Origin of the sequence: Mangrovimonas cancribranchiae, assembly GCF_037126245.1 — a bacterium.
Lineage (GTDB): Bacteria > Bacteroidota > Bacteroidia > Flavobacteriales > Flavobacteriaceae > Mangrovimonas > Mangrovimonas cancribranchiae.
In genome coordinates, this window is sequence record NZ_CP136925.1 from 1,104,122 (window position 1) to 1,130,376 (window position 26,255).

Annotated in this window: 28 protein-coding genes; 16 read left to right on the forward strand and 12 right to left on the reverse strand. The window is 33.6% G+C overall.

What is annotated here, in order from left to right; all coding sequences use genetic code 11:
• Positions 1-3: 3 nt before the first annotated feature.
• The 5 genes from R3L15_RS04885 to R3L15_RS04905 all read left to right on the forward strand — a co-directional run bounded on the left by R3L15_RS04885 (position 4) and on the right by R3L15_RS04905 (position 3,797).
• Complete coding sequence (locus R3L15_RS04885) at positions 4-1,320, forward strand: sigma-54 dependent transcriptional regulator (protein WP_338733578.1); 1,317 nt, start codon at positions 4-6, stop codon at positions 1,318-1,320.
• A gap of 190 nt (positions 1,321-1,510) precedes the next feature.
• A complete protein-coding gene (locus R3L15_RS04890; protein WP_338733579.1) occupies positions 1,511-1,681 on the forward strand; it encodes a hypothetical protein in 171 nt (56 codons plus the stop codon).
• A gap of 15 nt (positions 1,682-1,696) precedes the next feature.
• Entirely contained in the window at positions 1,697-2,989 is a 1,293-nt protein-coding gene (locus R3L15_RS04895) for a Glu/Leu/Phe/Val dehydrogenase (protein WP_338733581.1), read from the forward strand.
• Positions 2,990-3,031: 42 nt separating this feature from the next.
• The gene (locus R3L15_RS04900; RefSeq protein WP_338733582.1) at positions 3,032-3,406 is read left to right on the forward strand and encodes a GreA/GreB family elongation factor; all 375 of its coding nucleotides are present in this window, start codon (positions 3,032-3,034) and stop codon (positions 3,404-3,406) included.
• Positions 3,407-3,419: 13 nt separating this feature from the next.
• Positions 3,420-3,797, forward strand: coding sequence for a hypothetical protein (locus tag R3L15_RS04905; protein ID WP_338733583.1), 378 nt, complete (start codon positions 3,420-3,422; stop codon positions 3,795-3,797).
• A 44-nt stretch (positions 3,798-3,841) separates the two neighbouring features.
• Here R3L15_RS04905 and R3L15_RS04910 read toward each other — a convergent pair whose 3' ends face one another.
• The 7 genes from R3L15_RS04910 to R3L15_RS04940 form a co-directional block, all read right to left on the reverse strand.
• Positions 3,842-5,383 (reverse strand): acyl-CoA carboxylase subunit beta, encoded by a 1,542-nt coding sequence (locus R3L15_RS04910; RefSeq protein ID WP_338733585.1) that lies wholly within the window; start codon positions 5,381-5,383, stop codon positions 3,842-3,844.
• The gene (accC, locus tag R3L15_RS04915) at positions 5,383-6,831 is read right to left on the reverse strand and encodes an acetyl-CoA carboxylase biotin carboxylase subunit (RefSeq protein WP_338733586.1); all 1,449 of its coding nucleotides are present in this window, start codon (positions 6,829-6,831) and stop codon (positions 5,383-5,385) included. The genes R3L15_RS04910 and accC overlap by 1 nt, the downstream gene beginning before the upstream one ends.
• Before the next feature lie 49 nt (positions 6,832-6,880).
• The gene (locus R3L15_RS04920) at positions 6,881-7,363 is read right to left on the reverse strand and encodes an acetyl-CoA carboxylase biotin carboxyl carrier protein subunit (RefSeq protein WP_338733588.1); all 483 of its coding nucleotides are present in this window, start codon (positions 7,361-7,363) and stop codon (positions 6,881-6,883) included.
• 77 nt (positions 7,364-7,440) lie between these two features.
• Positions 7,441-8,106: a 3'-5' exonuclease gene (locus R3L15_RS04925; RefSeq protein ID WP_338733589.1), complete on the reverse strand. Its 666-nt coding sequence runs from the start codon at positions 8,104-8,106 to the stop codon at positions 7,441-7,443.
• A complete protein-coding gene (locus R3L15_RS04930; protein ID WP_338733590.1) occupies positions 8,106-10,028 on the reverse strand; it encodes a DUF294 nucleotidyltransferase-like domain-containing protein in 1,923 nt (640 codons plus the stop codon). The genes R3L15_RS04925 and R3L15_RS04930 overlap by 1 nt, the downstream gene beginning before the upstream one ends.
• A 42-nt stretch (positions 10,029-10,070) precedes the next feature.
• Positions 10,071-10,742 (reverse strand): PrsW family glutamic-type intramembrane protease, encoded by a 672-nt coding sequence (locus R3L15_RS04935; RefSeq protein WP_338733591.1) that lies wholly within the window; start codon positions 10,740-10,742, stop codon positions 10,071-10,073.
• A 3-nt stretch (positions 10,743-10,745) separates the two neighbouring features.
• Positions 10,746-12,047 carry a flippase gene (locus R3L15_RS04940; protein WP_338733592.1) on the reverse strand — a complete coding sequence of 434 codons (1,302 nt, stop codon included), beginning with the start codon at positions 12,045-12,047 and terminating at the stop codon, positions 10,746-10,748.
• Between the two features lie 46 nt (positions 12,048-12,093).
• On the opposite strand from R3L15_RS04940, the gene R3L15_RS04945 reads away from it, so the two are divergent.
• From R3L15_RS04945 to R3L15_RS04970, 6 genes are all read left to right on the forward strand, one after another.
• On the forward strand, positions 12,094-13,077 hold the full coding sequence (locus R3L15_RS04945; protein ID WP_338733593.1) for a WYL domain-containing protein: 984 nt from the start codon (positions 12,094-12,096) through the stop codon (positions 13,075-13,077).
• A 203-nt stretch (positions 13,078-13,280) separates the two neighbouring features.
• Positions 13,281-13,436 (forward strand): hypothetical protein, encoded by a 156-nt coding sequence (locus tag R3L15_RS04950; protein ID WP_338733594.1) that lies wholly within the window; start codon positions 13,281-13,283, stop codon positions 13,434-13,436.
• A 16-nt stretch (positions 13,437-13,452) separates the two neighbouring features.
• Complete coding sequence (locus R3L15_RS04955) at positions 13,453-13,662, forward strand: DUF6140 family protein (RefSeq protein ID WP_338733595.1); 210 nt, start codon at positions 13,453-13,455, stop codon at positions 13,660-13,662.
• 6 nt (positions 13,663-13,668) lie between these two features.
• The gene (locus R3L15_RS04960) at positions 13,669-15,708 is read left to right on the forward strand and encodes a hypothetical protein (RefSeq protein ID WP_338733596.1); all 2,040 of its coding nucleotides are present in this window, start codon (positions 13,669-13,671) and stop codon (positions 15,706-15,708) included.
• Positions 15,709-15,712: 4 nt separating this feature from the next.
• Positions 15,713-16,228, forward strand: a complete 516-nt coding sequence (locus R3L15_RS04965) for a hypothetical protein (protein ID WP_338733598.1) — start codon at positions 15,713-15,715, stop codon at positions 16,226-16,228.
• Positions 16,229-16,251: 23 nt separating this feature from the next.
• A complete protein-coding gene (locus tag R3L15_RS04970; protein ID WP_338733600.1) occupies positions 16,252-16,686 on the forward strand; it encodes a hypothetical protein in 435 nt (144 codons plus the stop codon).
• Between the two features lie 72 nt (positions 16,687-16,758).
• Here the strand turns inward: R3L15_RS04970 and R3L15_RS04975 are convergent, their stop codons facing one another.
• On the reverse strand, positions 16,759-17,313 hold the full coding sequence (locus R3L15_RS04975) for an NUDIX domain-containing protein (RefSeq protein ID WP_338733601.1): 555 nt from the start codon (positions 17,311-17,313) through the stop codon (positions 16,759-16,761).
• 98 nt (positions 17,314-17,411) lie between these two features.
• On the opposite strand from R3L15_RS04975, the gene R3L15_RS04980 reads away from it, so the two are divergent.
• Complete coding sequence (locus tag R3L15_RS04980; protein ID WP_338733603.1) at positions 17,412-19,415, forward strand: T9SS type A sorting domain-containing protein; 2,004 nt, start codon at positions 17,412-17,414, stop codon at positions 19,413-19,415.
• A 67-nt stretch (positions 19,416-19,482) separates the two neighbouring features.
• Positions 19,483-20,475: a hypothetical protein gene (locus R3L15_RS04985; RefSeq protein ID WP_338733604.1), complete on the forward strand. Its 993-nt coding sequence runs from the start codon at positions 19,483-19,485 to the stop codon at positions 20,473-20,475.
• A gap of 53 nt (positions 20,476-20,528) precedes the next feature.
• Here R3L15_RS04985 and R3L15_RS04990 read toward each other — a convergent pair whose 3' ends face one another.
• Positions 20,529-21,617 carry a M42 family metallopeptidase gene (locus R3L15_RS04990; RefSeq protein ID WP_338733605.1) on the reverse strand — a complete coding sequence of 363 codons (1,089 nt, stop codon included), beginning with the start codon at positions 21,615-21,617 and terminating at the stop codon, positions 20,529-20,531.
• Between the two features lie 131 nt (positions 21,618-21,748).
• Here R3L15_RS04990 and R3L15_RS04995 point away from each other — a divergent pair, with 131 nt between their 5' ends.
• Both R3L15_RS04995 and R3L15_RS05000 read left to right on the forward strand, forming a co-directional pair.
• On the forward strand, positions 21,749-22,423 hold the full coding sequence (locus R3L15_RS04995) for a DUF4294 domain-containing protein (RefSeq protein WP_338733606.1): 675 nt from the start codon (positions 21,749-21,751) through the stop codon (positions 22,421-22,423).
• Between the two features lie 9 nt (positions 22,424-22,432).
• The gene (locus R3L15_RS05000; protein WP_338733607.1) at positions 22,433-23,059 is read left to right on the forward strand and encodes a hemolysin III family protein; all 627 of its coding nucleotides are present in this window, start codon (positions 22,433-22,435) and stop codon (positions 23,057-23,059) included.
• 84 nt (positions 23,060-23,143) lie between these two features.
• Here R3L15_RS05000 and R3L15_RS05005 read toward each other — a convergent pair whose 3' ends face one another.
• The 3 genes from R3L15_RS05005 to R3L15_RS05015 are packed head-to-tail and all read right to left on the reverse strand — an operon-like array spanning position 23,144 to position 25,000.
• Complete coding sequence (locus R3L15_RS05005) at positions 23,144-23,572, reverse strand: DUF4268 domain-containing protein (RefSeq protein ID WP_338733608.1); 429 nt, start codon at positions 23,570-23,572, stop codon at positions 23,144-23,146.
• A gap of 15 nt (positions 23,573-23,587) precedes the next feature.
• A complete protein-coding gene (locus R3L15_RS05010; RefSeq protein ID WP_338733610.1) occupies positions 23,588-24,268 on the reverse strand; it encodes a ZIP family metal transporter in 681 nt (226 codons plus the stop codon).
• Entirely contained in the window at positions 24,269-25,000 is a 732-nt protein-coding gene (locus R3L15_RS05015; RefSeq protein ID WP_338733612.1) for a class I SAM-dependent methyltransferase, read from the reverse strand.
• 91 nt (positions 25,001-25,091) lie between these two features.
• On the opposite strand from R3L15_RS05015, the gene R3L15_RS05020 reads away from it, so the two are divergent.
• Positions 25,092-26,249: a THUMP domain-containing protein gene (locus R3L15_RS05020; protein ID WP_338733614.1), complete on the forward strand. Its 1,158-nt coding sequence runs from the start codon at positions 25,092-25,094 to the stop codon at positions 26,247-26,249.
• Positions 26,250-26,255 lie beyond the last annotated feature (6 nt).

The following is a 26,255-nucleotide window of genomic DNA, read 5'->3' on the forward strand; positions in this document are numbered from 1 at the left end:
ACCATGCCGCTACACAAAGAAAATATATTAATTGTAGATGACGACATTCATATTTTAGAGTTGTTACAACGTCATTTAACAGCGTTAGATTTTTATACGTTTAAAGCAGTTTCAGTAAAAGAGGCGCTTACAATTCTTCAAAGTAAAACTATCGATTTACTTATTACCGATCTTAATATGCCTGGCGTAGATGGAATGCAGCTTATAAAATATACCTCAGAACATTTCCCGAAACTACCCAAACTAGTCATTACAGGCTATCCTTCTGTTGATGGTGCTTTAGAAGCCATGAAATCTGGTGTTGTAGAATATTTAACCAAACCTTTTACTAAAGACGAATTAAAGCAGGCAATTGCAATTTCTTTAAAAGAAAAAAAGCCAAAAGTTGCTAAAACACCACGTCAGCAAAATGCTTATGGTGAAATTATAGGTGATTCTAAAGCTATTAAATCTGTAACTCAAATTATAGATCGTGTTAAAGATAATAAGGCCACGGTACTAATTAATGGGGAAAGTGGGACAGGAAAAGAACTAGTGGCTAGAGCCATTCATTATAATGGGAAATATGCGGCAGCACCATTTGTTGCTGTTAATTGCGGCGCCATACCAGAAAACCTCTTAGAGTCAGAATTATTTGGTTATGTAAAAGGGGCTTTTACAGGAGCAAACGAAGATAGAAAAGGGTTTTTTCAAGCAGCACATAAAGGCACAATTTTTTTAGATGAAATAGGTAATGCCTCTATGGCGACACAATTACGATTGTTAAGAGTGCTTCAAGAAAAAGAAGTGGTTAGAGTAGGAGCGCAAAAAGTAGAACCTGTAGATGTTAGGATTATTGCAGCAACCAATTTTAATTTAGAATCTAGAATAGCGAGTCAAAAATTTAGAGAAGACTTGTTTTATCGATTAACCGTTGTGCAAATTAATGTTCCGCCACTTAGAAATCGTCTTGAAGATATAGAACTGCTAGTCGATAAGTTTTTATTTAAGTACGGTGTGGAATACAAAGATAAACTTATGCCTATAACACAGGAGGCTATAAACATATTAAAGCGTCACCATTGGCCTGGTAATATACGAGAGCTTGAAAATGTAATTCAGCATGCGGTTATTATGAGTGATAAACAAATAACCGTAGATAGTTTACCCGATTATTTAAAATACACAATAGACTTTCCTAAAGAAACAGTATTATTACCCTTAAAAACTATTGAAAAACAACACATTCTTAAGGTTTTGGCTCATACCAATAATAATAAATCTGAAGCAGCTAGAATTCTTCAAATAGACCGAAAAACACTTAGTCAAAAAATTAAGTAACATAACTGTTTTTAGTGTGTGAAATATACCCTGTTGGGTAATTTTTACTCAGTATCTACTTTCCTTAAAAATTACTTTAATGTTGCAAACACCTTGTTTTTAGGTGTTTGTTTTTTATTGTGAGTTGCCTACTTATTTTGGTACGTCGCTTGTTATTCTCAAAACACATAAAATAAATACACCTGTAATTATGGAAAAAAGTATATGTATTAATTGTGAGTATAACTTAGACTGTAGTTTTACTTCCGACAAAAAAATTATATGGTCTTGTAATGAGTATTTACTTGCAGGCGAAAACCAAGTCGTAAATAACAAAACAGTTTTAAAACATTCTAACACCAAAAAGTTAGAACTTATTTAATTTAAATTATTACACATGTTAACACAAGAGTTAAAAAAGAAAGCGCAACCTAAACAAGGTATGCTAGAAAATGTGATGAAGCAATTTAATTCGGCCTCAGAGATGGTAGGATTAAACAAAAACATAAAAAAAATACTTTCAGTAACAAATAACGAACTTATTATTCATTTTCCAGTTCGTATGGATAATGGCGATGTGGAGATTTTTAAAGGTTATCGTGTTCAGCATAATAATGCTTTAGGGCCATACAAAGGTGGGTTGCGTTATCATCCCACAATAGATATCGATGCGGTTAAGGCGTTAGCTATGTGGATGACCTGGAAAACCTCTTTAGCAGGTTTGCCTTACGGTGGTGCTAAAGGTGGTATACAGATAGATCCTAAAAAATATTCAACTGCAGAATTAGAACGTATTACAAGACGATTTGCTTATGCTTTGGGCGATAATATTGGTCCAGAGCATGATATACCTGCACCAGATGTAAACACCAACGCGCAAACAATGGCGTGGATAGCAGATACATATATGTCTACAAAAACACCTTCCGAGCGTTCCAAAAATCAACATGTTGTTACAGGAAAACCTATTGGTTCTGGTGGATTAGAAGGAAGAGATAGAGCCACAGGTTTTGGTGTGTATCTTACTATAAAATACTGGGCAGAACATAAAAATATAAGCTTAAAAGATAAAACATTTATTGTTCAAGGTTTTGGTAATGTTGGTTATTGGGCAGCGCACTTTTTAGAGCAAGATGGCGCAAAATTAGTAGGTGTACAAGATGCCTATGGCTCAATTAGTAACGCTCAAGGAATTGCTGTTGAAGAGTTGTTAAACTACTCTAAAGCAAATCAAGGGAGTATTGTTGGGTATTCTGGAGCTTCAAGTATTGATAAAGCAGACTTCTTTGGTTTAGATTGCGACATTTGTGTGCCAGCAGCTTTAGGCAATCAAATAACAAAAGAAAATGCTTCAAAAATAAAAGCCTTTTTAATTGCCGAAGGTGCCAATGGACCAACAACTGTTGAAGCTGAAAAATTGCTGTTAGACCGTGGTATAGAAATAATTCCAGATATATTATGCAATTCTGGTGGCGTTATAGGAAGTTATTTTGAATGGCTTCAGAATAGAAACGGAGAATTATGGGAATTAGACGAGATTTTAATCAAGCTCAATAAAAAACTAAAAGAAGCTTTTAAAAAAGTATTAAAAACGGCAACAGATAGAAATCTCGACATGCGTTCTGCAGCATACGTAATTGCGATAGAGCGTATTGAAAAAGCTTATGTACAACGTGGAATTTTCCCATAAATATTAGAATGTATGACATATGGATGCATAATGCTTGATAAGATGGAGTATATAACCTTAAAAAGGCTGTTAAGTTTATCCGAAAACTATAAAGTCGACACGAGAAAATATTCCATAAAACGCTTGTCTGATGAATTAAAAACCGCACGTGTTGTTAGTAAACAAGAATTGCCTCAAGACGTGATTAGGTTTAATTCTTTAATAACAGTATCAACAAAAGATAATAGTTGGGAGACAACATTCCAACTTGTACTCCCAACAGAAACCAATGCAGTATTAAGAAAAGTTTCTGTTTTAGCACCAATGGGTGCAGCTGTAATTGGGTATGCAAAAGGCGATGAAATCGAGTGGGAGTTTCCTGCAGGAATTAAAACACTAGTTATAAAAGAGGTGGAACAAAAAGAAACAACAATATAGAATTTTAATAACAATGAAACTAGAAACCTATTTTGAACATGATACAGACGATCAAATTATTCAAAAGCGTAGTGAGAATGAATTAACGTTATGGGTAAATCATGTTAGTTATATTATAGAAGAAAGTGATAGGTTGGCTAAAATAGCATCAAATCTATTAAAAGAAAGTGTATTAAGAGACCGTTTTTTAATTATGATAGAACGTGCAATTGTTGTCTCTAAGGTGTTAAGTAATTATAAAAAGGCAATGCCTAATTATAAAGAATGTGATCATTTAGAATGTGATTTGTATTATATAAATGAGCATGAAAAAGTGAGGCAAGAGTATTTAAAAATTATTAAAGATAATCGAGAACTTAAAGAGGAGTTTTATACTCAACTTCTTAAATAGTTAATAAAAAAGGAGACAATTTTTTAAGTTGTCTCCTTTGTTTTTTATAACGGAATATTACCGTGTTTTCGTTTTGGTTTGTCTACCTGTTTGTCTTCTAACATAGCAAAAGCTTTTATAAGCTTTCGTCTGGTATCTTTTGGTAAAATTACTTCGTCTATAAAACCGCGTTCTGTAGCACTATATGGATTGGCAAATCGGTCAGCATATTCGGCTTCTTTTTCTTTCCATTTAGCTTCAGGGTTATCTGATGCTGCAATGTCGCGTTTAAAAATAATCTCTGCGGCTCCTTTAGCACCCATAACAGCAATTTCTGCACTTGGCCATGCAAAATTCATATCGGCCCCAATGTGTTTAGAATTCATAACATCATAAGCACCACCGTAAGCTTTACGAGTAATTACCGTAACTCTTGGCACTGTAGCTTCGCTAAAAGCATAAAGCAATTTAGCACCATGTACAATAATACCATTCCATTCTTGATCGGTTCCTGGTAAAAAACCTGGTACGTCTTCCAAGACTAATAACGGAATATTAAAACTATCGCAAAAACGTACAAAACGAGCTGCTTTTTTCGAGCTATTTACATCTAACACTCCCGCCAGAAACATAGGTTGATTAGCTACAATACCAATAGATTTTCCACCTAATCTAGCAAAACCTACAATAATATTTTCGGCATGATCTTGATGTATTTCATAGAAAGAGTCGTCATCAATAATACCAGAAATAACATCGTGCATATCGTAAGGCTTATTGGCATTATCTGGTACAATGTCGGATAATTGCTCACGAACTTCATCATTTAACTTATAAGGAAGCGCCTTAGGTTTTTCTTGATTGTTCTGCGGAAGATAACTCAATAGTTTTTTTACGTCTTCCAAACAAACCACATCGTTGGCTGAGGTTTTGTGTGCAACCCCTGATTTAGAAGCATGTGTTGAAGCACCACCTAATTCTTCACTTGTAACTTCTTCATTAGTAACTGTTTTTACCACATTTGGTCCAGTAACGAACATATAGCTACTGTTTTCAACCATTAGAGTGAAATCGGTCATGGCTGGAGAATATACAGCGCCACCAGCACAAGGCCCCATAATAGCTGATAATTGTGGGATAACACCAGAAGCTTGTACGTTACGATAGAAAATATCTGCATAACCGCCAAGTGAACGTACACCTTCTTGAATTCTTGCGCCACCAGAATCGTTTAGACCAATAATGGGTGCACCAACTTTAACCGCTAAGTCCATGACTTTACAGATTTTTTCGGCATGAGTTTCAGAAAGCGATCCGCCAAAAACTGTAAAATCTTGTGCAAAAACATAGACCAATCTGTCATTAATAGTACCGTATCCAGTTACTACGCCATCGCCATAAAACTGTTGTTTGTCCATGCCAAATTCTTTGGTACGATGGGTAACAAGCGCTCCAATTTCTTCAAATGACCCTTCGTCTAATAAGTACTGTACACGTTCTCTTGCAGTTAGTTTTTTCTTGTCGTGTTGTTTTGCTATACGTTTTTCACCACCGCCTAAATGGGCTTCGGCTAGTTTATTGTTTAAGTCTTTTATTTTATCTTCCATTAGTGACTTGTATTTGGTACTCGTAATTGTTTTTTGTCTTCTAAATATTGCTTTACAGCAATTAAAGCTGCGATTTCAGCTTCGTCTTTTTGATTGCTTTCTAAGGCTTCTGGAGAGTAGTATTTCTTTACAAAATGTGTATCGAAATTTCCTGAACGAAAGGCCTCATGCTGACACACAAAAGTTCCGAACGGTAAGGTTGTTTCAACACCTTTAATGTGGTAATTCCCAATAGCTTGAATCATAAGTTCTATAGCTTCTTCGCGAGTGTTACCGTAGGTAATTAACTTAGACAGCATAGGATCATAATAAATAGGAATATCCATACCTTCTTTAAAGCCATTATCTACACGAATATTATCGCCAACAGGAAGTTGATATGTTTCTAATTTTCCTACACTCGGTAAGAAATCATTTAAAGGATCTTCGGCATAAACACGTAGTTCTAGAGCGTGACCGTTAATTTTTAATTCGTCTTGTTTTAGTGTTAACTCTTCGCCACGTGCAACACGAATTTGATGTTCTACCAAATCAGTTCCTGTAATGAGTTCGGTAACAGGGTGTTCAACTTGAAGGCGAGTGTTCATTTCTAAGAAATAGAAGTTGTGTTGGTCATCTAAAAGAAACTCCACTGTACCTGCACCAATGTAATCACAGGCTTTAGCAACTCTTACGGCTGCGTTCCCCATAGCTTCGCGAAGTTGTGGGGTTAAAACAGCAGAAGGAGCTTCCTCAACCACTTTTTGATGACGACGTTGAATACTACATTCGCGTTCAAATAAATGGACAATATTTCCATGTGTGTCTGCCATAACTTGAATTTCAATATGCCTTGGTGAGGCTACATATTTTTCAATAAATACTGAACCATCTCCAAAGGCCGAAGTGGCTTCGCTAATGGCGCGATTCATTTGCGACTCTAAATCTTTTTCTTCTTCAACAACACGCATCCCTTTTCCACCACCACCGGCAGAGGCTTTAATTAAAATAGGAAAGCCAATGTCTTTGGCTATGGTTTTGGCTTTTTCAACATCGGTAATGGCTTCGTCAATGCCAGGAACCATAGGAATATCGTAAGCTTTTACAGCTTCTTTGGCTGCTAGTTTACTGCCCATGATTTTAATGGCTTTGCTTTTTGGACCAATAAATGTAATGTTGTTAGCTTCGCATAATTCGGCAAAATCAGCATTTTCACTTAAAAATCCATAACCTGGGTGAATACCATCAACACCTAACGATTTAGATATTTCAATAATTCTATCTCCAAGAAGGTACGATTGATTAGATGGTGCTTCACCTACGCAAACAGCTTCATCGGCAAATGTAACGTGTGGCGATTGCCTATCTACAGTCGAGTAAATAGCAACCGTTTTTATGCCCATTTTTTTTATGGTTTTCATCACCCTAAGGGCAATTTCACCACGATTGGCAACTAATATTTTTTTCATAAATAAGATGTTATTTATAGAATATACTAAAAGAATAGTCTATATGTTGTTATTCAAATTCTAATAATAATTGATTCTTGTCTACAGCATCCCCTTTATTAACCGTAATAGACTTAATAACGCCATCTCTAGGCGAAGTCAAGACGTTTTCCATTTTCATAGCTTCTAATATTAATAAGCAATCGTCTTCTTTAACCTCTTGTCCAACACTTACATTAATATCTAAAATAAGGCCTGGCATAGGGGCTTTTAGGTCGTTAACATGCTTAGCGCTTCCAATTTCGAAGCCCATGTCTTTAATTAGAACATCTAAATTGTTAGAAATAGCAACATTATAAAGGTTATTGTTAACTTTTACTTGGTATGTTCTCTGATTGTAATCGGATTGAATGATTTGTGTTTTATAGCTTTTAAAATCTTTTAAAAGATGAAAATGATTATCAGCTATTTGTTGAAGGTCTAATTGTTCAACATCTTTTGAATCTATTTCTGTTGAAACGTTTCCGTTAACCGAAACTTGAAATTTACTCATAAATTTTGCTTTTAAAGGATAAAGATAGACATTCTATAACGTTTTCGTAATGTAGGTTTGTTAAATGTGCTAAATTGCTATACTTTAAATAGCGTTTTAAGTGTGATCCCTTTTTTATTTTTTAATATAGTGGTAGTTTTTAAAAAAACTAAAGCAGTTATTAAGGCGTCTCCTGCAGCTGTGTGACGATCTGAAACATCTAATAAGTACTTATCTGCGATATTATCTAAGCTTAGCTCTTCTTGGCGGTTAAAGTTGGTTTTAATACGTGTTGCATTATATAAGTGAACCGTGTCTAGAATTTTATTTTTCAAATGTGGAAACCCGTGTCTTTCTAACATTTTATTAATCATGGTGACATCAAACTTAGCATGGTGTGCTACAATTATGGCATTACCTAAGTACTCTAAAAACTTTTCTATAGCTTCATATTCGGTTACGGTTTTTAGGCGCTCATTTTTGATGATTCCATGAATTTCTACCGTTTTTTCATTAAAACGTTCTTGTTTGATGTAGGTTTCGAAAGAATGTGCTATTTGAATCTCGTAATTTAGAATTTCAACAGCACCAATGCATAATATTCTATCTTTTGAATAGCTAAAACCTGTCGTTTCAGTATCAAGTACAACAAAACGAGCTGTTTTTAAATCTTTATGAGTATCTGGAGAAAAAGAATTCTCGTAATCATTCCAAAATTCGGGAAGTGTAAATTGTTTTGTGCGTTTTTTAAACCAATTAAACATTATAGTAATGTGCTAATATTAAACCTAATTTTTATAAACTCTTGAACGTGAGAAATGGTTTTAAAACAGCGTTTTAACTTCATTTTTTCTTCTTTAGTGAGTTCTTCTAACTTAATAAACCGACCATTATCATTATTTATAAGTCCGTGTTTTGTTCTAAATTTTAAAATGGCTTTAAATGCATAAGAACAACCTAAATACAACTCTTTGTTTTGTGGAAATATGTCTGCTAATTTTTCAAATCGTTCGGCGGTATTATTAATGTTTTTTATTTGGTAGGATAAAGCTAAAACCCGACCAGCATCAACAATAGGCATTAAAGCTCTTTTTTTAAGGTCGAATTGGTCTTTGTGCTCTCCGTTAGGTTCTACCAAAAACTGTCTAAAAAAACCAAGAGGAGAGGCATTGCTTAAGGCATTAGCAGCTAGTTTAGCTATAAAAATGGTGTTGTTTTTTGTAATATCTAAAACATGATTAGCTAAGGCATTGGTTAATCTAGAGTCGCCATAACTGATATCAAAATCGAAGAAAATATTACATAACAAAAGTTCATCGTTTCCTGTATTTGTGGTCCATTTAGTAAACTGAGCTTTCCATTCGTCAAGGCTTAAACACCAATTTGGATTTTTAGCCATCATATCGGCGGGACAATAATCAAACCCTATAGTGTTTAGGCGTTTATTTACTTTTTTAGCTAGTTTTAAAAAATAAGCTCTGGTGTCTTCAAGCTTGTCTTCTGGAACATTTTCAAAAATAATAGCATTGTCTTGATCGGTATGCAGTAACTGTTCTTTTCGTCCTTGACTTCCTAACGACATCCATGCAAAGCTTACAGGCGGATCTTGTTTCATTTTAACTAAACAACGTTCAATTACACGTTTTATAGTAGCGTCGTTTAATTCAAAAATAATTTTGTTTGTATGTGTAAGCGGGATGTTTTGCATGATGTAGCCGTTTAAAAGCACCATGATTTTCTCGCGAATACGTTTTAAATCTTTTGTGGTGTTAGAGCGTTTTATAGCTTTCATTAACACGGAAGGATTGGTCCCTTTCATAACAATCATATCATGTTCTGAAGCTAAACCAATAATCTTGGTGTTTGGCGTGCCATCTTCAGTAATACATAAATGTCCTATGCGGTGTTTTAGCATGGTAATTTGTGCCTGCGCTATGGTAATATTTTTAGGGTAGCATAGTACAGGTGATACCATAATATTGGTTACAGGTTCACTAATTGTATGAAGTCCAGTAGCTACTTTGTTTCTAATATCTTTATCGGTTACAATGCCAATGGGTTTTCCGTCGTCTTCAATAATAATTGAGCCTATGTTTTTTTTGCTCATGGTTTTAGCAATGGTTTTTATTTTTGAAGAGGGCTTAGCTGTAACAATTTTTTTAATGTAATTAACAGGTTGAAGCTCGAAATGGTTATCGGTTGGGTTTAAAATGATTTCTGCATCGGAGAAAAATTGTACATGATGTTCTTTAGTAAATGGGTTTTCGGTGTTAGAAGCAAAACTTTCTATTAGGTAATTCCCAATACTTTTATTCTTTTCGGCCATAGGCCTAAAAATATCTATAGGAATGGCGTAAAGAATACACTCTTCGGCTGTTTTAGCTGTAATGGCATAATTTTCTTTTGCAAAAAGTGGACGCAACCCAAATACGTCACCTTCGTCAAACTTATCAAGAACCTCGTTTTTATTAGATTCTAACGCTTTAAGTAAAGATACGGCACCTTTGTGAATAATATAAAAATGGTTGTGTAATGTATCGTTTTGATGGTAAATTACTTGCCCTTTTTCCATGTAAGTAATCTTAACCTGTTTAGAAATTTCTAATAATTGAGATTTTCTTAAAAGGTCGAAAGGCGGAAAACGTTTTAAAAAATCGGCAATACGTTCAGCGATAGTGTTTTTCATGATACTAATTTAAAACACCAGAGGCAAAATTCATAAGAAATACTATTTAAAATGCGAGATATTTTGGTGTTTCTTAATGGCTTTTCTAGACAAAATAAGTCCTATAGCTAAAGAAATAAAAGCACCAACCCAAACGCCAGGAATAAAGTCGATAAACAAAAAGAAGTCGTAAGCGCCATGAAAAATAATGGCTAGGAGTAATCCTATTAAATTAAGGAGTCCTCTGTTTTTGCCAGCAAATTTAGCTTTACCCATAAAATAGCCCATTAAAATACCAAAGGTAGCATGTGCAGGTACGGCAGTAAAGGCTCTTAATAAAGCTGTTTTATAACCACCATCTAACACATACATAATATTCTCGGTAGCGGCAAATCCCATCGAGACCATAACGGCATACATAATACCATCGTAAGGTTCGTTAAAAGCTGGTTTTGGCTGATTGTAAAATCTAACAATAACATATTTACTAAACTCTTCTGTAAACCCAACAATAAAAAATGCTTTTATGAACTGTTGAAATACTTTAGAGCTATCTAGCGGTAAAATAAAATCGAAAATAACATACATAACCGTGGTTATGATAATACTTACAAAAGCCCCAAATAAAAAACTGTAGAGTAGGAGCAGTTTGGGTTCTTTTTCATATTTATCCTTAGCGTAGATGTATAGAATAATAGTAAAAACGGGAGCGAGCGCAAATATAATAAGATTCATAAATTATTTAGCGTTTAATAAGCTTTTAATATCCTTTTTGGTATTTGAATCGAAAGCAAGATAACCAATATTTGTTATAAAATGGCTTGCTAGAACAGCAATAGCGGCTCCATTTATATAGTATATGGGAATTAAAACGTAGCATAGTAGTAGATTTACAAAACACCCTACAATAAAACGATATACATTGTGTTTTAGGCGATTTGCTGTAAGGAGGTGTTTTTCGTAAAGCATACCTATGAACACAAATAATGGTGCCCAACAAAAGATTTGCAAAGCCGTTTTGCCTTCTCGATACTGTTCAGTAAAATAGCTGTCTAAAATGCTATCTCCAAAAAACAAATAAAACCAAGCAATAAATAACCCCAATGCCACCAAAATAAAAAATAGTTGCTTGTTTTTTATATAATAATATTTTTTGTGGTTCTGAAAAGACTCTGTCAAAGAAGGGTATAAAGCATTAATGATAGCAAATCCCAGGGTCCAGCTCAACCCAATAACTAAAAACTGTACACTACCAAAAACGCCATTGGCATGGTCGTTATAAAAGTGCTTTAAAATCACTTCGTCTATTCCAATGTAAATCATTACCAGTGCTTCAGAAACTATCAAAGGAAATGCCATTGTTAAAAGCTTTTTGCCTAATGATTTTGAAAAGCACCAACGTTTGAGGTAAAGCTCATTTTTAGTTCCTAAAACGACAATATAAAATACGCCTTGTAATAAAAAATCCAAAGCAATCACTTGAGCAAAAAATAAGATGTCCATTTGCTGTTTTACACCGTAATATTGTAAGGCAACAATACAGAAAAGGCTTACTGTTTTTCCAATAAAAATAAGTTTGGCGCGTTTTTTAGCGAGTAAATAATATTCAAAAACATCTGTTAGCCTAAATAAATAGCCACATATTAAAACCATATAAATAACAAGAAGAGTGGTGTTATTTGTAAAGTATAGATAACAAACAAACCCAATGGCTACAAAGCCCCAAGATAGCAACCGCATAAAAAAAGCTGTGGCAATAATGTGTTGACTTCTTTTTGGAGTGAATACAATTTCGCGCACGCATATAGCCGACAATCCCAAGGTGAACAAAGGCGCAAACATACCTAATATCGAACCGGCAAGCGTTAGTATGCCCATATCGGTGGTGCCAAGTGTATTGAATATTTTCGGAACAATAAAAACACCCGTAAATAGATGTATTAGTTTTCCTAAGGAAAACCAGGTAGTTGTGTTTAAGTCTTTCTTGCTAAAGGCAATACGCATAGTGATATTTTGAAACGCCAAAGATAAAAAATGCATCGAGTTTGCATTGGGTTTAGTATTTTTAGGGTGTTAAAAATAAATTATGTCACCAGAATTTCTTCGACGTTATTATGTTATGCGTATCATTACCAACCCAAAAGGGTATGGATTTCCTGGAAGTTATGTGTTGTTGGAACAGTTGCAAACTACACTCAATGCCATACGTCTAAAGAACCGTGATGATATCTTGTACGAAAAACTAGAATTGCATAGTCGAAAAACCATTAATCGCGATTTAAAAAAAATAGAATCTTATTATAACATTGCCATTAAACACAAACGAGGGTATGGATTTTATGTAGAAGACGACGCGTATAAAGATGAAAACAAGCTTAAAGCCGTTTATGAAAAAACAGAGCTGTACCTACTAAACCATCACGCACATGCTTGGAAAGAGTTTGTCACTTCTGCACGAACATCCTTAAGTGCCTATGTAGATATAGTGGCACTTATTAATGCCATAGAACAACAGTTTTTGGTAGAATTGGAATATAAAGGTTGGTATGATGATAATACATTTCAAACATTCAAGGGAAAAGTACAACCACTACACATAAAAGAAGTTAATAATGCCTGGTACTTAATGGCATACAATAAGGATATTGGTGTGTACGCGTTTTGTTTGGATAAGCGGATAAGCGCATTTAAGGTAACAGATTTTAAGCCTAAAAAACCAAAGCACTTTAGTGACAAGCAGTATTTTAAACATAGTGTAGGTATTTTAAAAACAGACATAAAACCGGTATGGGTACATCTAAAAGTAGCCAATCATCATTTAAAATATTTACAGGCCAACCCTATGCATGCCTCTCAACAAATAGTCCAGCAACCTAAAAAACCTGAAACTGAAATTTTAGATTATACAGATCCAGATATGTGGGGAGACATTAAAATTTTTGTAGAACCTAACTATGAGTTTTTAATGGAAATCTTAAAATATAATATATGGGTTAAAGTGGTGGGGCCATCACAGGTAAAACACTATATAACGTACCACTTACAATTAATGCTAGCATACTACGAGTAAGCCTTTAAACAAGGATGAAATTATTCATTACCCTAATTAACATCGCAAATTGCAATATCCCAAAATATGGGAAATAACTGTACTACTATTGCCATATTATTTACGCCATCAACAAAGTTTTTTTGAAACGGACAGGTTTTGTCTGTTTCAAGAATATATTTGAACTTTAAAAATACATAACCCCTAATTAAAAATACCACCCAATGGCAACCTACAAATGCTGTAAATGCGGTATGCAAAAAAACGATACTGTAACATCACAATTACAAAGTAACCCAGTATGTAGCGTAGGAGATAAAAAGATTAATTTTCACGATTGGGAAAAGGTATCTGATGAGGATTTGGAGGTTAGAAATTAAACAAAACATAACGATTATGCCAACCTTTGAAATTAAAACCAAGCAGCGTATGAATGTACAAGGCGACTTTGTAGACGCCGGACTCTCTGTACAAATAAGCACCATGTGCGCCAACCCTTTTGATGATGCCAATAAAATACATAAAGCTTTTATTAGAGTGCATGGCATCGATTTAAAACCAGAAGGCTATTTGAGTCCTGGGTATTTGGGGTATAATTTAATTTAGTAAATTATGAGAGAGTTAATTGACAAGTTTTTAATAAAAAACTCGAAGAAACTACAATTTACAGGTAATGTATATACTTACAACCAAAATATAGATAGAAATATTTTAAATAGACTAGTAGACAAATATAATATAGCTTTTGAAGAGGAAGTTTTAACTATAAATGATAACTATTTAGCCATTTTTATAGACGAAATCTTTGAGGATAATTCTAGTAGTTGGACTAGAATGGATAGAAACCATTATTTATCATCAATAATTAATGAAAATTACTTAATTTCATTATACTCTGAAGAAACTCAAGGTTCTAATAAAAGACCAGATAATTTAAAAATAATTCAATGGGACGAAATTGATGAAATAAAACTATTTGAAGATGATGACGAAGATTTATTTTTTAGGTTTTTTATTTCGAATAGTACAGATACAGTAGATATTTACTCTGAACGTTTTGCTACCCAAAGTTTAAAAACGTGCAGGGAATTGTTAAAACTTTTTGATTCTATTAAAGATGCTGATTCAAGCCAAATAAAATCAAGCTATCAAGAGCAAGTAGACAACTTAATTGGTCAAGAAAAGTATCAAGAAGCATTAAACTTAACTAATGATTTAATTTTAGAAGAGGAAAATCACACTGAATATTCACGAGATTATGTTTTAGCAAGTGTGCATAAACCTAAATTATTATTTCTTACAGATAAGTTAAATGAATCACTAAAAGCTGTAAATGATTTAATTCAATTGTGTGATGAATTAAAAGAGGAAGAAAGCGTAAATGAGGTATACGTTTTAGCTTACGAACTAAAAAGTGAGATTTGTTACAAAATGCAACAATTTGATTTAGCAATTAAAAATATTGGATTTTGTGAAAGACTAATTGAAGAAAATAATTTCGAAGGAATAAGTAAAGGAGAGATTAGAGAAATTAAAGAAGCTAAAACAAAATACTATAATGCATTAATCAATGAATTCTCAAAAGTTTCAGCGGATAACAGAAAACAAGTTTTTATAAGTAACGAAATACATCCAAGTGAAAATTTTCTTACTTTAAAAAAACAAAATCTTCCTTTAGATATTTCCTTTCCTTTTGGTCATCCACACATAAATAATATATACACTTGCCATCCTTTAAAAAATAATCATTACATACCATTAGCAAAAATTAAACAAGAGTTATTTAAGGATAGAGTATCTGAATTTTGTTATTTAATGCAATGCTTAGGTGCTACTAAAATTGAAATTAGTACATCAAATAATAAAACAATAGAAAACAATTCAAAATCATCTTTAAAAGTTGATGCTAATATAGATTATAAAGTAACAAGAGCTAAGGTTGATTATCAAATGGACAAAGAAGAAGAAAATAAACAAATAGAATTATTAGGCATTAAAAAAGTGCAAACTTTTAAACCTACTAATAAACCTTACATTCCCGAAGATTTAATTTGGTATAATTCAGAAACTAGTTGGCAAAGGTTGGCAAATCAAAGAATAAATGGAAATATAGCGGTTCATACAGAAAACATTGTTAGTATGTTTAATGAAGTTGTTTCTAACAATGAGATTAATAAAATTAATGCTGAACTAAAATTTTTACTGCCAAAAATTGGAGTTGATTACAATAAAGAAAATGAAATTAAAACAAACTCTAAAGAAACACTAGAATGGGGTGTTTTTGTTCAATTTCAAGACAAAGAGTTGCTAGAACAGAAAAAAACAATTGAAATTCCGGAGATAAACAATAAAATTGAAAAATATAAAGAAGAAGTTGCGTTTATGATAGAGGATGATGGTCTCATAGATGATGGTGAAAGACGCATGTTAGAACGCAAACAAAAAAAGTATGGTTTAACAAAAGAGCAAGCTGAAGCTGTTGAGCAAGAACTATTGTTTAACCCTAATGAAATCAAATATATAGAAGAATATAAGCTGATGCTTGAAGAAGGAAGTATAACTGAAACAGAGCGCAAAATGCTTACTAGATATGCTAAACGCTATGATATAGATGAAACAAGGCAACAAGAATTAGAAGATAGTCTTAATTAAAAATATGGAAGTAGTACTAATACAAGGTTCTCCCAATATTGGCAAAACAACTCTTTGTAAATTGATAGAGGAAATAATAAAGCAAAATAGTTTTAAAGAGGAAGCTCGAGAGCGTCGCCCTAATGACTGTAGATATGAACAAGATTTCACAGCGATTTATAATAATGAAAGTTGTAGAATTATTATAAACTCTGAATCTGAAAAAGAGGGTATTGATAGGTTGGCAGCTTTATATACAAAGCATTATAATAATAAAGGGTACAATGTTTTAATAACTGCAATCAGACCGAAAAAAGATAGCCCTAGGTTGCACAAATGGGTAAAAGATATTTATAAAAATAACTTTGTAAATAAAAATGAGATAGAAATTGATCTTGACGCTTTAAAGCAGAAGTATAAGATTGAAGATTTATGTAGTTTTTTAAAAAAAACACTTAAAAAGGATGGTGTAAAAGTGTTAAATAAGGTTAAAAATAATCTTAAATGTAAAGTTCGGGTTAATTGTCATGTTTCTAAATAATTGTTAATTAAAAAGTAAGGTTAATGTACAACTCTAACCCAAACCGCCCTTACCACCGTACCGAAATAGACCAGCTCTTTGCTAAAGTGAAAGCGCAAATGCATCAACAAGCCATAGCGCGTGGTGGAGATGGAGTAGCGTTATATACAGATTGCTATACAGGCAAAACCCTACGTGGTGGTGATCCATATGATTATGAGCATATTCGTTCTGCCGAAGAAATTTTTATGGCTTATAGAGATCGATTAACGAACAGTCAAATAGCACAAGTAGTGAATTGTCCTGAAAACGTAGCAGTAACTTTGCGAAGCATCAATCAATCCAAAGGTAAAACACCGTTAGAAGACTGGTTGATTAATTCAGATAATATTTCAAAATATGATATAGATATTTTGTTGGCAAAACGAAACTTAAAGAAGGCAGATAAGGCGATTAAAAAAATGGCTGCTAGCTTTTAGGCTAAATACACGTATTTAGTTTCAAAAAGCCACCTTCTGTCCATTTCAAAATCATCTTTGAACCCCTAATTACTAATTTATATGTTCTAAAATGCGTTGAAAAACCATTTCATAGTACGCTCGGTTTGATGCTATAAAATAATTATTAAGATGACTATTAATTAGTAGGGAGAAACTAGTATCAAGGCAAACGAGCTGCAAAGCCTCAACCTCATTGGGTTGGGGCTTTAATTTTTCTAAAGGAACTCCTAATTCAGCTATAAACGTATGATGGAACTCATTGTCAATAATACCATTATCATACGTTTGAAAACATGGGAACACCCCTATTTTGTACAAGTCTTCTTGCTGTAGGGTCAGGCTTATTTCTTCTTGGGTTTCCCGAAGGATGGCTTGTTCTATGGTTTCCCCGGCATCTACGTGGCCAGCAACAGAGACGTCCCAAAGTCCGGGACAAATGGCTTTTTTAAAACTGCGTTGTGCCAATAAGATTTTACCTGCTTTTGTATACAACCATAAATGTGCCGTGTTGTGGTAATGGCCTTCGCTGTGAATAACTGATTTTAAAGCTGTTTTACCCGTAGGCTTTCCATCTTTGGTAACAATATCTATAAACTCTTCTACCATAATAAAAACATAATATTACAAAATTAAAAGTTTATGTAGTAAAATTCTTCGTTTATGCTATTTTTGTTTCGCTATTAACCTTAAACTCAAATTTTAAAATGAAAAAACTACTTTTATGTACGTTACTTAATCTATTAACTTTTTTTACTTATGCGCAAACAGCTAACGAAGCTTTAGGCGATGATATAGTTCAGTATGGAACCGATGGTTCTGGAGATCCAATGTATTATAATCCCGCAGGAAGCTCTATTACCACTGGCGATTACAATGTATTAATAGGAGACGCTGCAGGTAACAACTTATATTCGGGGTCAAATAACACCATGCTAGGTACTTTGTCTGGAGCAAATCAAACAACGGCTTCTAAAAATATTTTTATTGGGGCGTATGCTGGTTTTTCAAACGTTTATGGAACAGATAATACATTTATAGGTACCGAAGCTGGATACTCTAATACAGGAACAGATAATACATTTGTAGGTACAGAGGCTGGAGAAAATAATACAACAGGCGCTGATAATGTATTTATAGGAGAGGAAGCAGGATATGGAAATACAACAGGAAGAGATAATGTATTTATTGGGGAAGATGCTGGCTACTATAACACAACTGCTGATGATAATACGTTTGTAGGTTCTATAGCAGGTAGAAATAATATGACAGGCTTTAGAAATACATTTTTAGGAGCTGAAGCGGGTTACCATAATACTACGGGTTATAGAAATACCTTTGTAGGAGACTCTACGGGGGTTGATGTGGGGGTAGGAAGGCTTAACACTTTTGTAGGGCAAGCAGCTGGTGCTGCAACAGAGCATGCCGATTATAATACCTTTATAGGAGCGCATGCAGGAGGCGATAATAATAGAACAAACAATACCGATGATGCTAATAGAAATACCTATGTAGGTGTTTTTACAGGCTTTAGTAACCGTGAAGGACAAGATAATGTAGGTATGGGAGCTTTTGCTAATTATAGAGACCCTAGTGAATTTGATATTATCAATATAACTGGAAGATTTGGGGCATATACAACAACAACAACTAGAGATAGAACAACGTTTATAGGCGCACAGGCTTTTCCTAATAATAATGATGTGGTTGTGGTTGGTTACCAATCTAGAGCTGACGGGGCTTATGGTATTGCCATAGGTAGTCAATCTCGAGCACAAAATAACACTTCTGTAGCCTTAGGGCGTAATGTTACCGTTGCGCAAAACAATACTATGGCTCTAGGAGGTGACACCACAGATAACCGATATAGTGTAGGGATTGGTACAACAGCTGCTAACCAAAATGCTTCTTTAGAATTAGCCGATACCGATAAAGGCTTTTTAATAAATCGTTTAACTACAGCAGAGCGTGTGGCTTTAGAAACAGCTGCAGCAAATGGATTGCCTTTAGATGCTGGTGAACAAGGGTTAATGGTATACGATACCGATTTAGATGCTTTGTTTACTTGGGATGGTGCTGCTTGGAATACATCTGGAGCCAACACCGATAACCAAGAGTTAGATTTAACAGATAATACATTATCTATTTCTGGCGGAATTGAAACGGTAGATTTATCGGCTTATCTGGATAATGAAGACGAACAGGATTTAACATCGGCAACATTAACAGGAACAGACCTAGCGATTGCTATTGAAAACGGAGCAAGTGTAACGGTAGATTTAGCTCCTATACTTTCTGCTTTAGAAACAGAAAACACAACACAACAAACTCAACTAGATAGTCAAGCCGCTTTAATAAGTGATTTAACAACACGTATAGAAGAGCTAGAAGCTTGTGCATGTGGTGGAACATTAGGTGTGGCAAATCCTAATGGGAATACTAATAGAGGGCAAAAAGCCATTCTATATCAAAATATTCCTAATCCATTTAATGGAACTACATCTATAAAATACTTCGTTCCTTATAAACATAATCAAGCAGCAATAGTATTTAGCAACACTTCAGGACAAGTTATAGATAATGTTGCGATTAAAAATTTAGGAGAACAAGAACTGTATTTTAATAGTGAGTCTTTATCGGCAGGAATGTATTACTATACACTATATGTCGATGGTCAGAAAATAGACACCAAAAAAATGCTTATTGAATAACATTTAAATAACACTAATTAAAAAGCTACATACTGCCAAGCATGTAGCTTTTTAATAAAATACTCGTGTGAATACATTACAAATTGATAAAATAAATTTAGGCCTTATTGTAATTAGCTTTACGTTAGCTTGTTTACTTCCTTTTGAATTGTTTTTGGTTAGTTATGCTGTTTTGGGGCCGTTACATTATTTAACAGAAACAAATTGGATTGCTGATAAAAATTATTTTGTGCCCAATACATTGTGGAAATATGTGGTATTAGTATCAGCTATAATTTATACCACTCCTTACTTGTTTAGCCTTACTATTTTTAGGGAGTTACTGAATGATTCTACACTTACATTTCTTACTATTACTATAAGACAGTATACCAATGGTGTTTTATTTTTTGTTTTAGTATCGGCGGTGTTATCATTAGTTATATCATCTTACAAAGCATTTATGTATAGTTTTATTTTAGTATTAATTATTTCGTTTTTCACGCATACATCGCCAACCTATGGACTTATTTTTGGCATACTATTACCAACGATAATTCATGTGTTTGTTTTTACCGTACTTTTTATGGTATATGGCTTAAAAAAGGCAACAAATTGGATAGGAGTATTAAATGTTGTACTTATGTTTTTATTGCCATTGTCTTTATGGTTTATTAATACAGATGTATTTCACTACGAATTTTCACAAACAATTAAAAATAATTATCTACAAAATAATTTTCATGTTTTAAATGCGCATTTGGCTAAACTTTTAGGCGCTTATGACGAGTTAAAATTCTTTTTCTACGAAAAAGTAGATTTAAAGATTCAAATTTTTATTGCGTTTGCTTATTTGTATCATTATTTAAATTGGTTTTCTAAAACCACAGTCATAGGTTGGCATAAAAAGCTAACAAAAAAGAAATCGGTAATTATTCTAGGTGTTTGGTTACTGGTTTTAGCAAGCTATTTATATGATTACAGAGTAGGTATTATATGTTCTGTTTTTTTAAGCGTTATTCATGTAATGTTTGAGTTCCCATTAAATGTTATAACGGTGAAGACTCTAGTGAAAAAATAAAAAAAGCCTCTTATTAAAGAGGCTTTTTTTATTTCAACTAGTAACGTTATAATTTACTTAAAATAAGAAAACGTGTCACCATCTTCAATGTTAAGAAGCGATTCGTAAATAAGCTTAATTACATTCTCAACATCATCACGGTGTACCATTTCAACCGTTGTATGCATATAGCGTAATGGTAGCGAAATTAAAGCTGAAGCTACGCCGCCATTACTATAAGCAAAGGCGTCAGTGTCAGTTCCAGTAGCTCGTGATAGTGCCGAACGTTGGAATGGGATGTTTTTAGCGTCGGCTGTATCAGTAATTAAATCGCGTAATTTTTGTTGCACGGCAGGGGCATAAGCCACTACAGGACCAAGACCAAGTTCTAAATGCCCTTCTTTTTCCTTTTTAATCATTGGTGTAGTGGTGTCGTGAGTCACATCGGTTACAATAGCGACGTTTGGTTTTATGGTTTCGGTAATCATTTCAGCACCACGAAGTCCAATTTCCTCTTGTACCGAGTTGGTGATGTATAATCCAAATGGTAATTTCTTTTTGTTTTCATGAAGTAAACGTGCTACTTCAGCAATCATAAAACCACCCATACGGTTATCTAGGGCACGACAAACAAACTTATCGCCGTTTAAAACGTGAAATTCATCAGGATAAGTAATAACACACCCAACATGAACACCCATGTTTTCAACCTCTTCTTTATCTTTTGCGCCAACATCTATTGTAATGTTTTCAATAGTTGGAGCCTGTTCTTTCGATTTGTTTCTAGTATGGATAGCAGGCCATCCAAAAACACCTTTTACAATGCCATTTTTAGTGTGAATGTTTACAACCTTGCTTGGTGCTATTTGGTGATCGCTACCGCCATTTCGTATAACGTGAATTAAGCCATTATCTGTAATATAATTTACATACCAAGAGATTTCGTCAGCATGTCCTTCAATAACAACTTTGTATTTTGCCTCAGGATTAATCACGCCAACGGCAGACCCGTAGGTATCGGTAATAAACTCATCAACATAAGGTTTTAGGTAGTCCATCCAAAGCTTTTGTCCAGTCCATTCATAACCTGTTGGTGCTGCATTGTTAAGATATTGTTCTAAAAAGTCTAACGATTTTTTATTAAGTATACTTTGTTTTGCCATTTAAAAAAATTTTGCACTAAAATAACAATATTAATAGGATTTTAAGGGTTATGGGGCTGTAAATTGTTAATTTTAGACCGTAGTTTTTTGGTATAGTTTTAGATAATTGTGTACTGAAGTTTTTTGTACGTATGAGTAAAAAGATAATAGTAATATGGTGTTTTTTTGCATCTCTTTCGGGGGTTGGGCAGATAGTACCCAAAACTGAAATTGATTCTACAGAAACAAAATACATTATCATTGAAGGTGATTCTGTACCCAAAACAAGTATTAATTTAGATGAGGTGATGATACTTCATAAGCTAAAATTTGAAAACAAGTACGATAGGCGCCGTTATATTATTTTAAGACGAAAAACACTTAAGGTGTATCCTTATGCTAAACTAGCTTCAGAACGGTTAGAAACATTAACACAACGCTTGGCAAGCATGGATAATAAACGTGATAAAAAACGCTATACAAAAATTATTCAAAAGTATATTGAAGACGAGTTTACAGCAGAATTAAAAAACTTAACAAGAACAGAAGGTCAAATTTTGGCTAAATTAGTACATCGGCAAACAGGCGTTACTACATTCGATTTGGTTAAAGATTTACGTAGCGGTTGGCGTGCTTTTTGGTATAATAGTACGGCAAGACTATTTGATATTTCGTTAAAAGAAGAGTTTGATCCAGAGAATAATAAAGAGGACTATTTAATTGAAGATATATTACAGCGTAATTTTCAAAGTGGTAATTTAGAATATCAAGAATCGGCTTTAGATTTCGATTTTTACGAACTTGCCAATAAATGGGTAAATCAATAATACAGTAAAATGAGAGAGCAAACACCTTTTGAAGAAAAGCTAAATGCGTCAACACATGCGTTTGGTGTACTTTTGGGTATTGTGGCTTTAATTGTAATGGTTGTTTTTCAGAACAATAAGACTCCTTGGAGCTTATTTAGTGTAGTCGTTTATGGCTCATCTATCATTATTTTATTCTTGGCTTCAACATTATATCACTATTCAAAACGCGAAAGGATAAAGTATTTTTACAGAATACTGGATCATATAAGTATATATCTTTTAATTGCAGGAACATACACGCCAGTATGTTTAATAGCTTTAGAACAGAGTAAAGGCTGGTCATTATTTTGGTGGGTTTGGGGTATTGCTGCTTTTGGAGTGGGACTTAAAGTCTTTTTTACAGGTAAATTTGAGGTGTTTTCCGTGTTGTTATATCTCGCTATGGGATGGCTTGTAGTATTTGACTTTAGTTTTTTATCAGACACCTTAGGAGCCGATGGCGTTTTGTGGTTATTTGTTGGTGGCTTAGCATATACCGTAGGTATTATTTTTTATGCTATAGACCGTATTCCTTATAATCATGTTATTTGGCATCTTTTTGTTTTAGTGGGTGCTATTAGTCATTTTATCATGATTTTCTTTTACGTTATTTGACCATTATTTTCGTGCTTACTTAATGGATACGCCGTAGGTTCCCCGTAGATAGTCCGTATAAGCAAGCGATTTTTCTTACAAAAATCAAGGGGTGATAATATCTTTATATTCTTCAAAAAATGTCTCAAAAAGAGTCATGTTGGTATTAAAGAAAACCATCACGTCTTGCCAGCTATTTTTATTATGAATACTAGCCTTATCTTCAAAAGGCAAATAAATTCTAGAGATTTCTTTCCCATTATCCAAGAAATACACTTCCTCGTAAATAACATCTGGTAAATATTCTTTGGTAAGAATGGTTTTTAAGGCTACCAATTTTTCCCAACACAGAATACGGTTTTCTAAATTGTCTTCAAGGTCTAAAGTAATAAAGGCTTTTTTTGTGTCAAAATGAAACTTAAAACTAAGTCCTTTAATTTTGGTATTGTACAAAATCCATTTTCTAGGAAAAGACTTCCCAAAACTTGTCCAAAAGTCTTGTCGTAACTGTCTAGATTCTTCTTTTGAAAACACAGACTTAAAATTTAATTAAATAATGTAAGCAATAGCAATGCCTAATAAAATAGCGAATAGTTTGCCAAAACTTAATTTATGATTATGCGCTTCTTCGGTTTCAAATAAAATAATGGTAGCAATATGAAAAAAGATACCAATAACTAGCGCGTGTATGCTTAGTAAAATCGTATCGTTTAAATGTGTATTATTAGAAATATAGGTACCTAAAGGCGTCATGACAGAGAATACCGTTAAAAATAAAATCATTTGTTTTTTAGAAAAGCCAGATTGTATTAAAAACGATGTAATAAGCATGGCGATAGGAATTTTATGAATTAATACCCCGTAAACCATATCGTTATGTTCGTGAATAGGAAAGCCTTCTAAAAAACTATGTAAACACAAGCTTATAAATAACAACCAAGGAAACTGACTTTGGTGTTTATGAATATGAATGTGACCGTGTTCTGCACCTTTTGAGAAAAACTCTAAAATAACCTGAAGTAAAATACCTAACATAATAAACAGTCCTGTGCGTTTAGCATCTAGATGATGATAAACTTCAGGAAGTAATTCAAACAGCGTCATAGCTAATAAAAAGGCACCGCTAAAGCCAAGCAAAGGTTTTATATAACCCTTTTTTTGGTGTTTAAAAACAGTTACCAAAATAACACCAAGTATTACAGCTAAAATGGGAAAAAGATATGCAATCATTTAGTTAAAAATCATAATTAAACGTTCGGATGTTTTAGGGTTAAACTTGTTTAAGTTATAGTCGCCAAAAACATCTAATAAATAAATACCAGCCTCATTAAAAAAGGATTCAAAGTCATGCAAATGTAGGGCTTTTACACGTTCTTCGAATTTAAAATCTTGCCCATTATCATGAAAAGAAATGGTTTTGTAAAGATGGTAGTCTTTATAAAAGCGTTTTAAATTAAAGGTAATATCGTCAACAGTTTTGGTGCTTTCTGGTGTTAAATTGTCAAGAACATAATTTACATTCATAAAATCAATTACACCAAAGCCATGGGGTTTTAAATTCTCTTTTATGGCTTTAATGGTTTTTAGGTTGTCGTTATCATCTTCAAAATAGCCAAAACTGGTAAATAAGTTAAAAACCGCATCAAATTTCTGCCCAAAAGGGCACGACATATCATGTACCTTAAATTTTAGTGATTCGTTTTCAAATTGTTTGGCATAAGCAATGCTTTGTTCAGATAAATCGGCACCAACAACATTATAACCTAAACTATTTAAAAAAATAGAGTGTCGTCCTTTGCCACAAGCTAAATCTAAAATATAACCTTGTTCGGGTAGATTTAAATAAGCCGTTAAGTTATTCATGAATAATTCGGCTTCCTTATAGTTTCGGTCTTTATATAAAATGTGGTAATATGGTGTGTCAAACCACGAAGCATACCATTGTGTTGTGTCTTTTGTCATACGTTTTATAAACAGAAGAAATCTCTTTAGTGAAATTAAGCTTTTGTTGCCGCAAAAATACTGTATTTTTGTATTCTATCTTTTAAAAGAAATGGAGAATAATTTTAACATGGTTGCCAAAACCTTATTTGGCTTTGAAGAATTACTAGCAAAAGAATTAAAGCAACTTGGAGCACAAGAGGTGAAAAAAGGTGTTAGAAACGTTAGTTTTGTAGGTGATAAAGGCTTTATGTATAAGGCTAATTTAGGATTGCGAACAGCTATAAAAATCCTAAAACCTATAAAAACCTTTCAGTTGCGACATGAAGACGATTTGTATAAAATGGTATACAAATTACCGTGGGAAAAATACCTAAAACCAACCGGGACTTTAGCTGTAGATGCTACCGTGCATTCCAATGTATTTAAGCACTCAAAATATGTGGCGTTAAGAACAAAAGATGCTATTGTAGATAAGTTTCGAGACACTACCGGAAAACGTCCTGATGTCGATTTAAGATTCCCAGATTTAAAAATTAATGTCCATATAGATAGGCAACGCTGCACTATTTCTTTAGATAGTTCTGGAGAATCGTTACATCAACGTGGTTATAAGTTAGCAACCAATATTGCACCAATTAACGAGGTGTTGGCTGCCGGAATGATTATGTTATCGGGTTGGGATGGACAAAGCGATTTTATGGATCCTATGTGTGGTAGCGGAACGTTATTGGCAGAAGCCGCTATGATAGCTTGTAATATTCCGCCTAATTTAATGCGAAAAGAGTTTGCTTTTGAACGTTGGCAAGATTGGGATGTTGATTTATTTGAAACGATTGAAGAATCGCTCCTGAAGAAAACTAGAGATTTTCATCATAAAATAATAGGATACGATAAAGCGCCATCGGCAGTAAGAAAAGCAAAAGAGAATATTAAAAACGCCCATTTAGACGATTTTATAACGATTGAGCATGAAGATTTCTTTAAAACAGAAAAACCTGTAGAAGGCAGGTTACATATGGTTTTTAATCCACCTTACGGAGAGCGCTTGGCTATAGATATGGAGCAGTTTTACAAAGATATAGGCGATACGTTAAAACAAAACTATTCTGGCACTGACGCTTGGTTTATTACATCAAATTTAGAAGCTTTAAAACATGTTGGTTTACGACCTTCAAGAAAAATAAAACTGTTTAACGGGAAATTAGAATCTCGTTTAGTAAAATATGTGATGTATGAAGGCAGTAAAAAAGCAAAGTTTCAACCCTAAAAATAT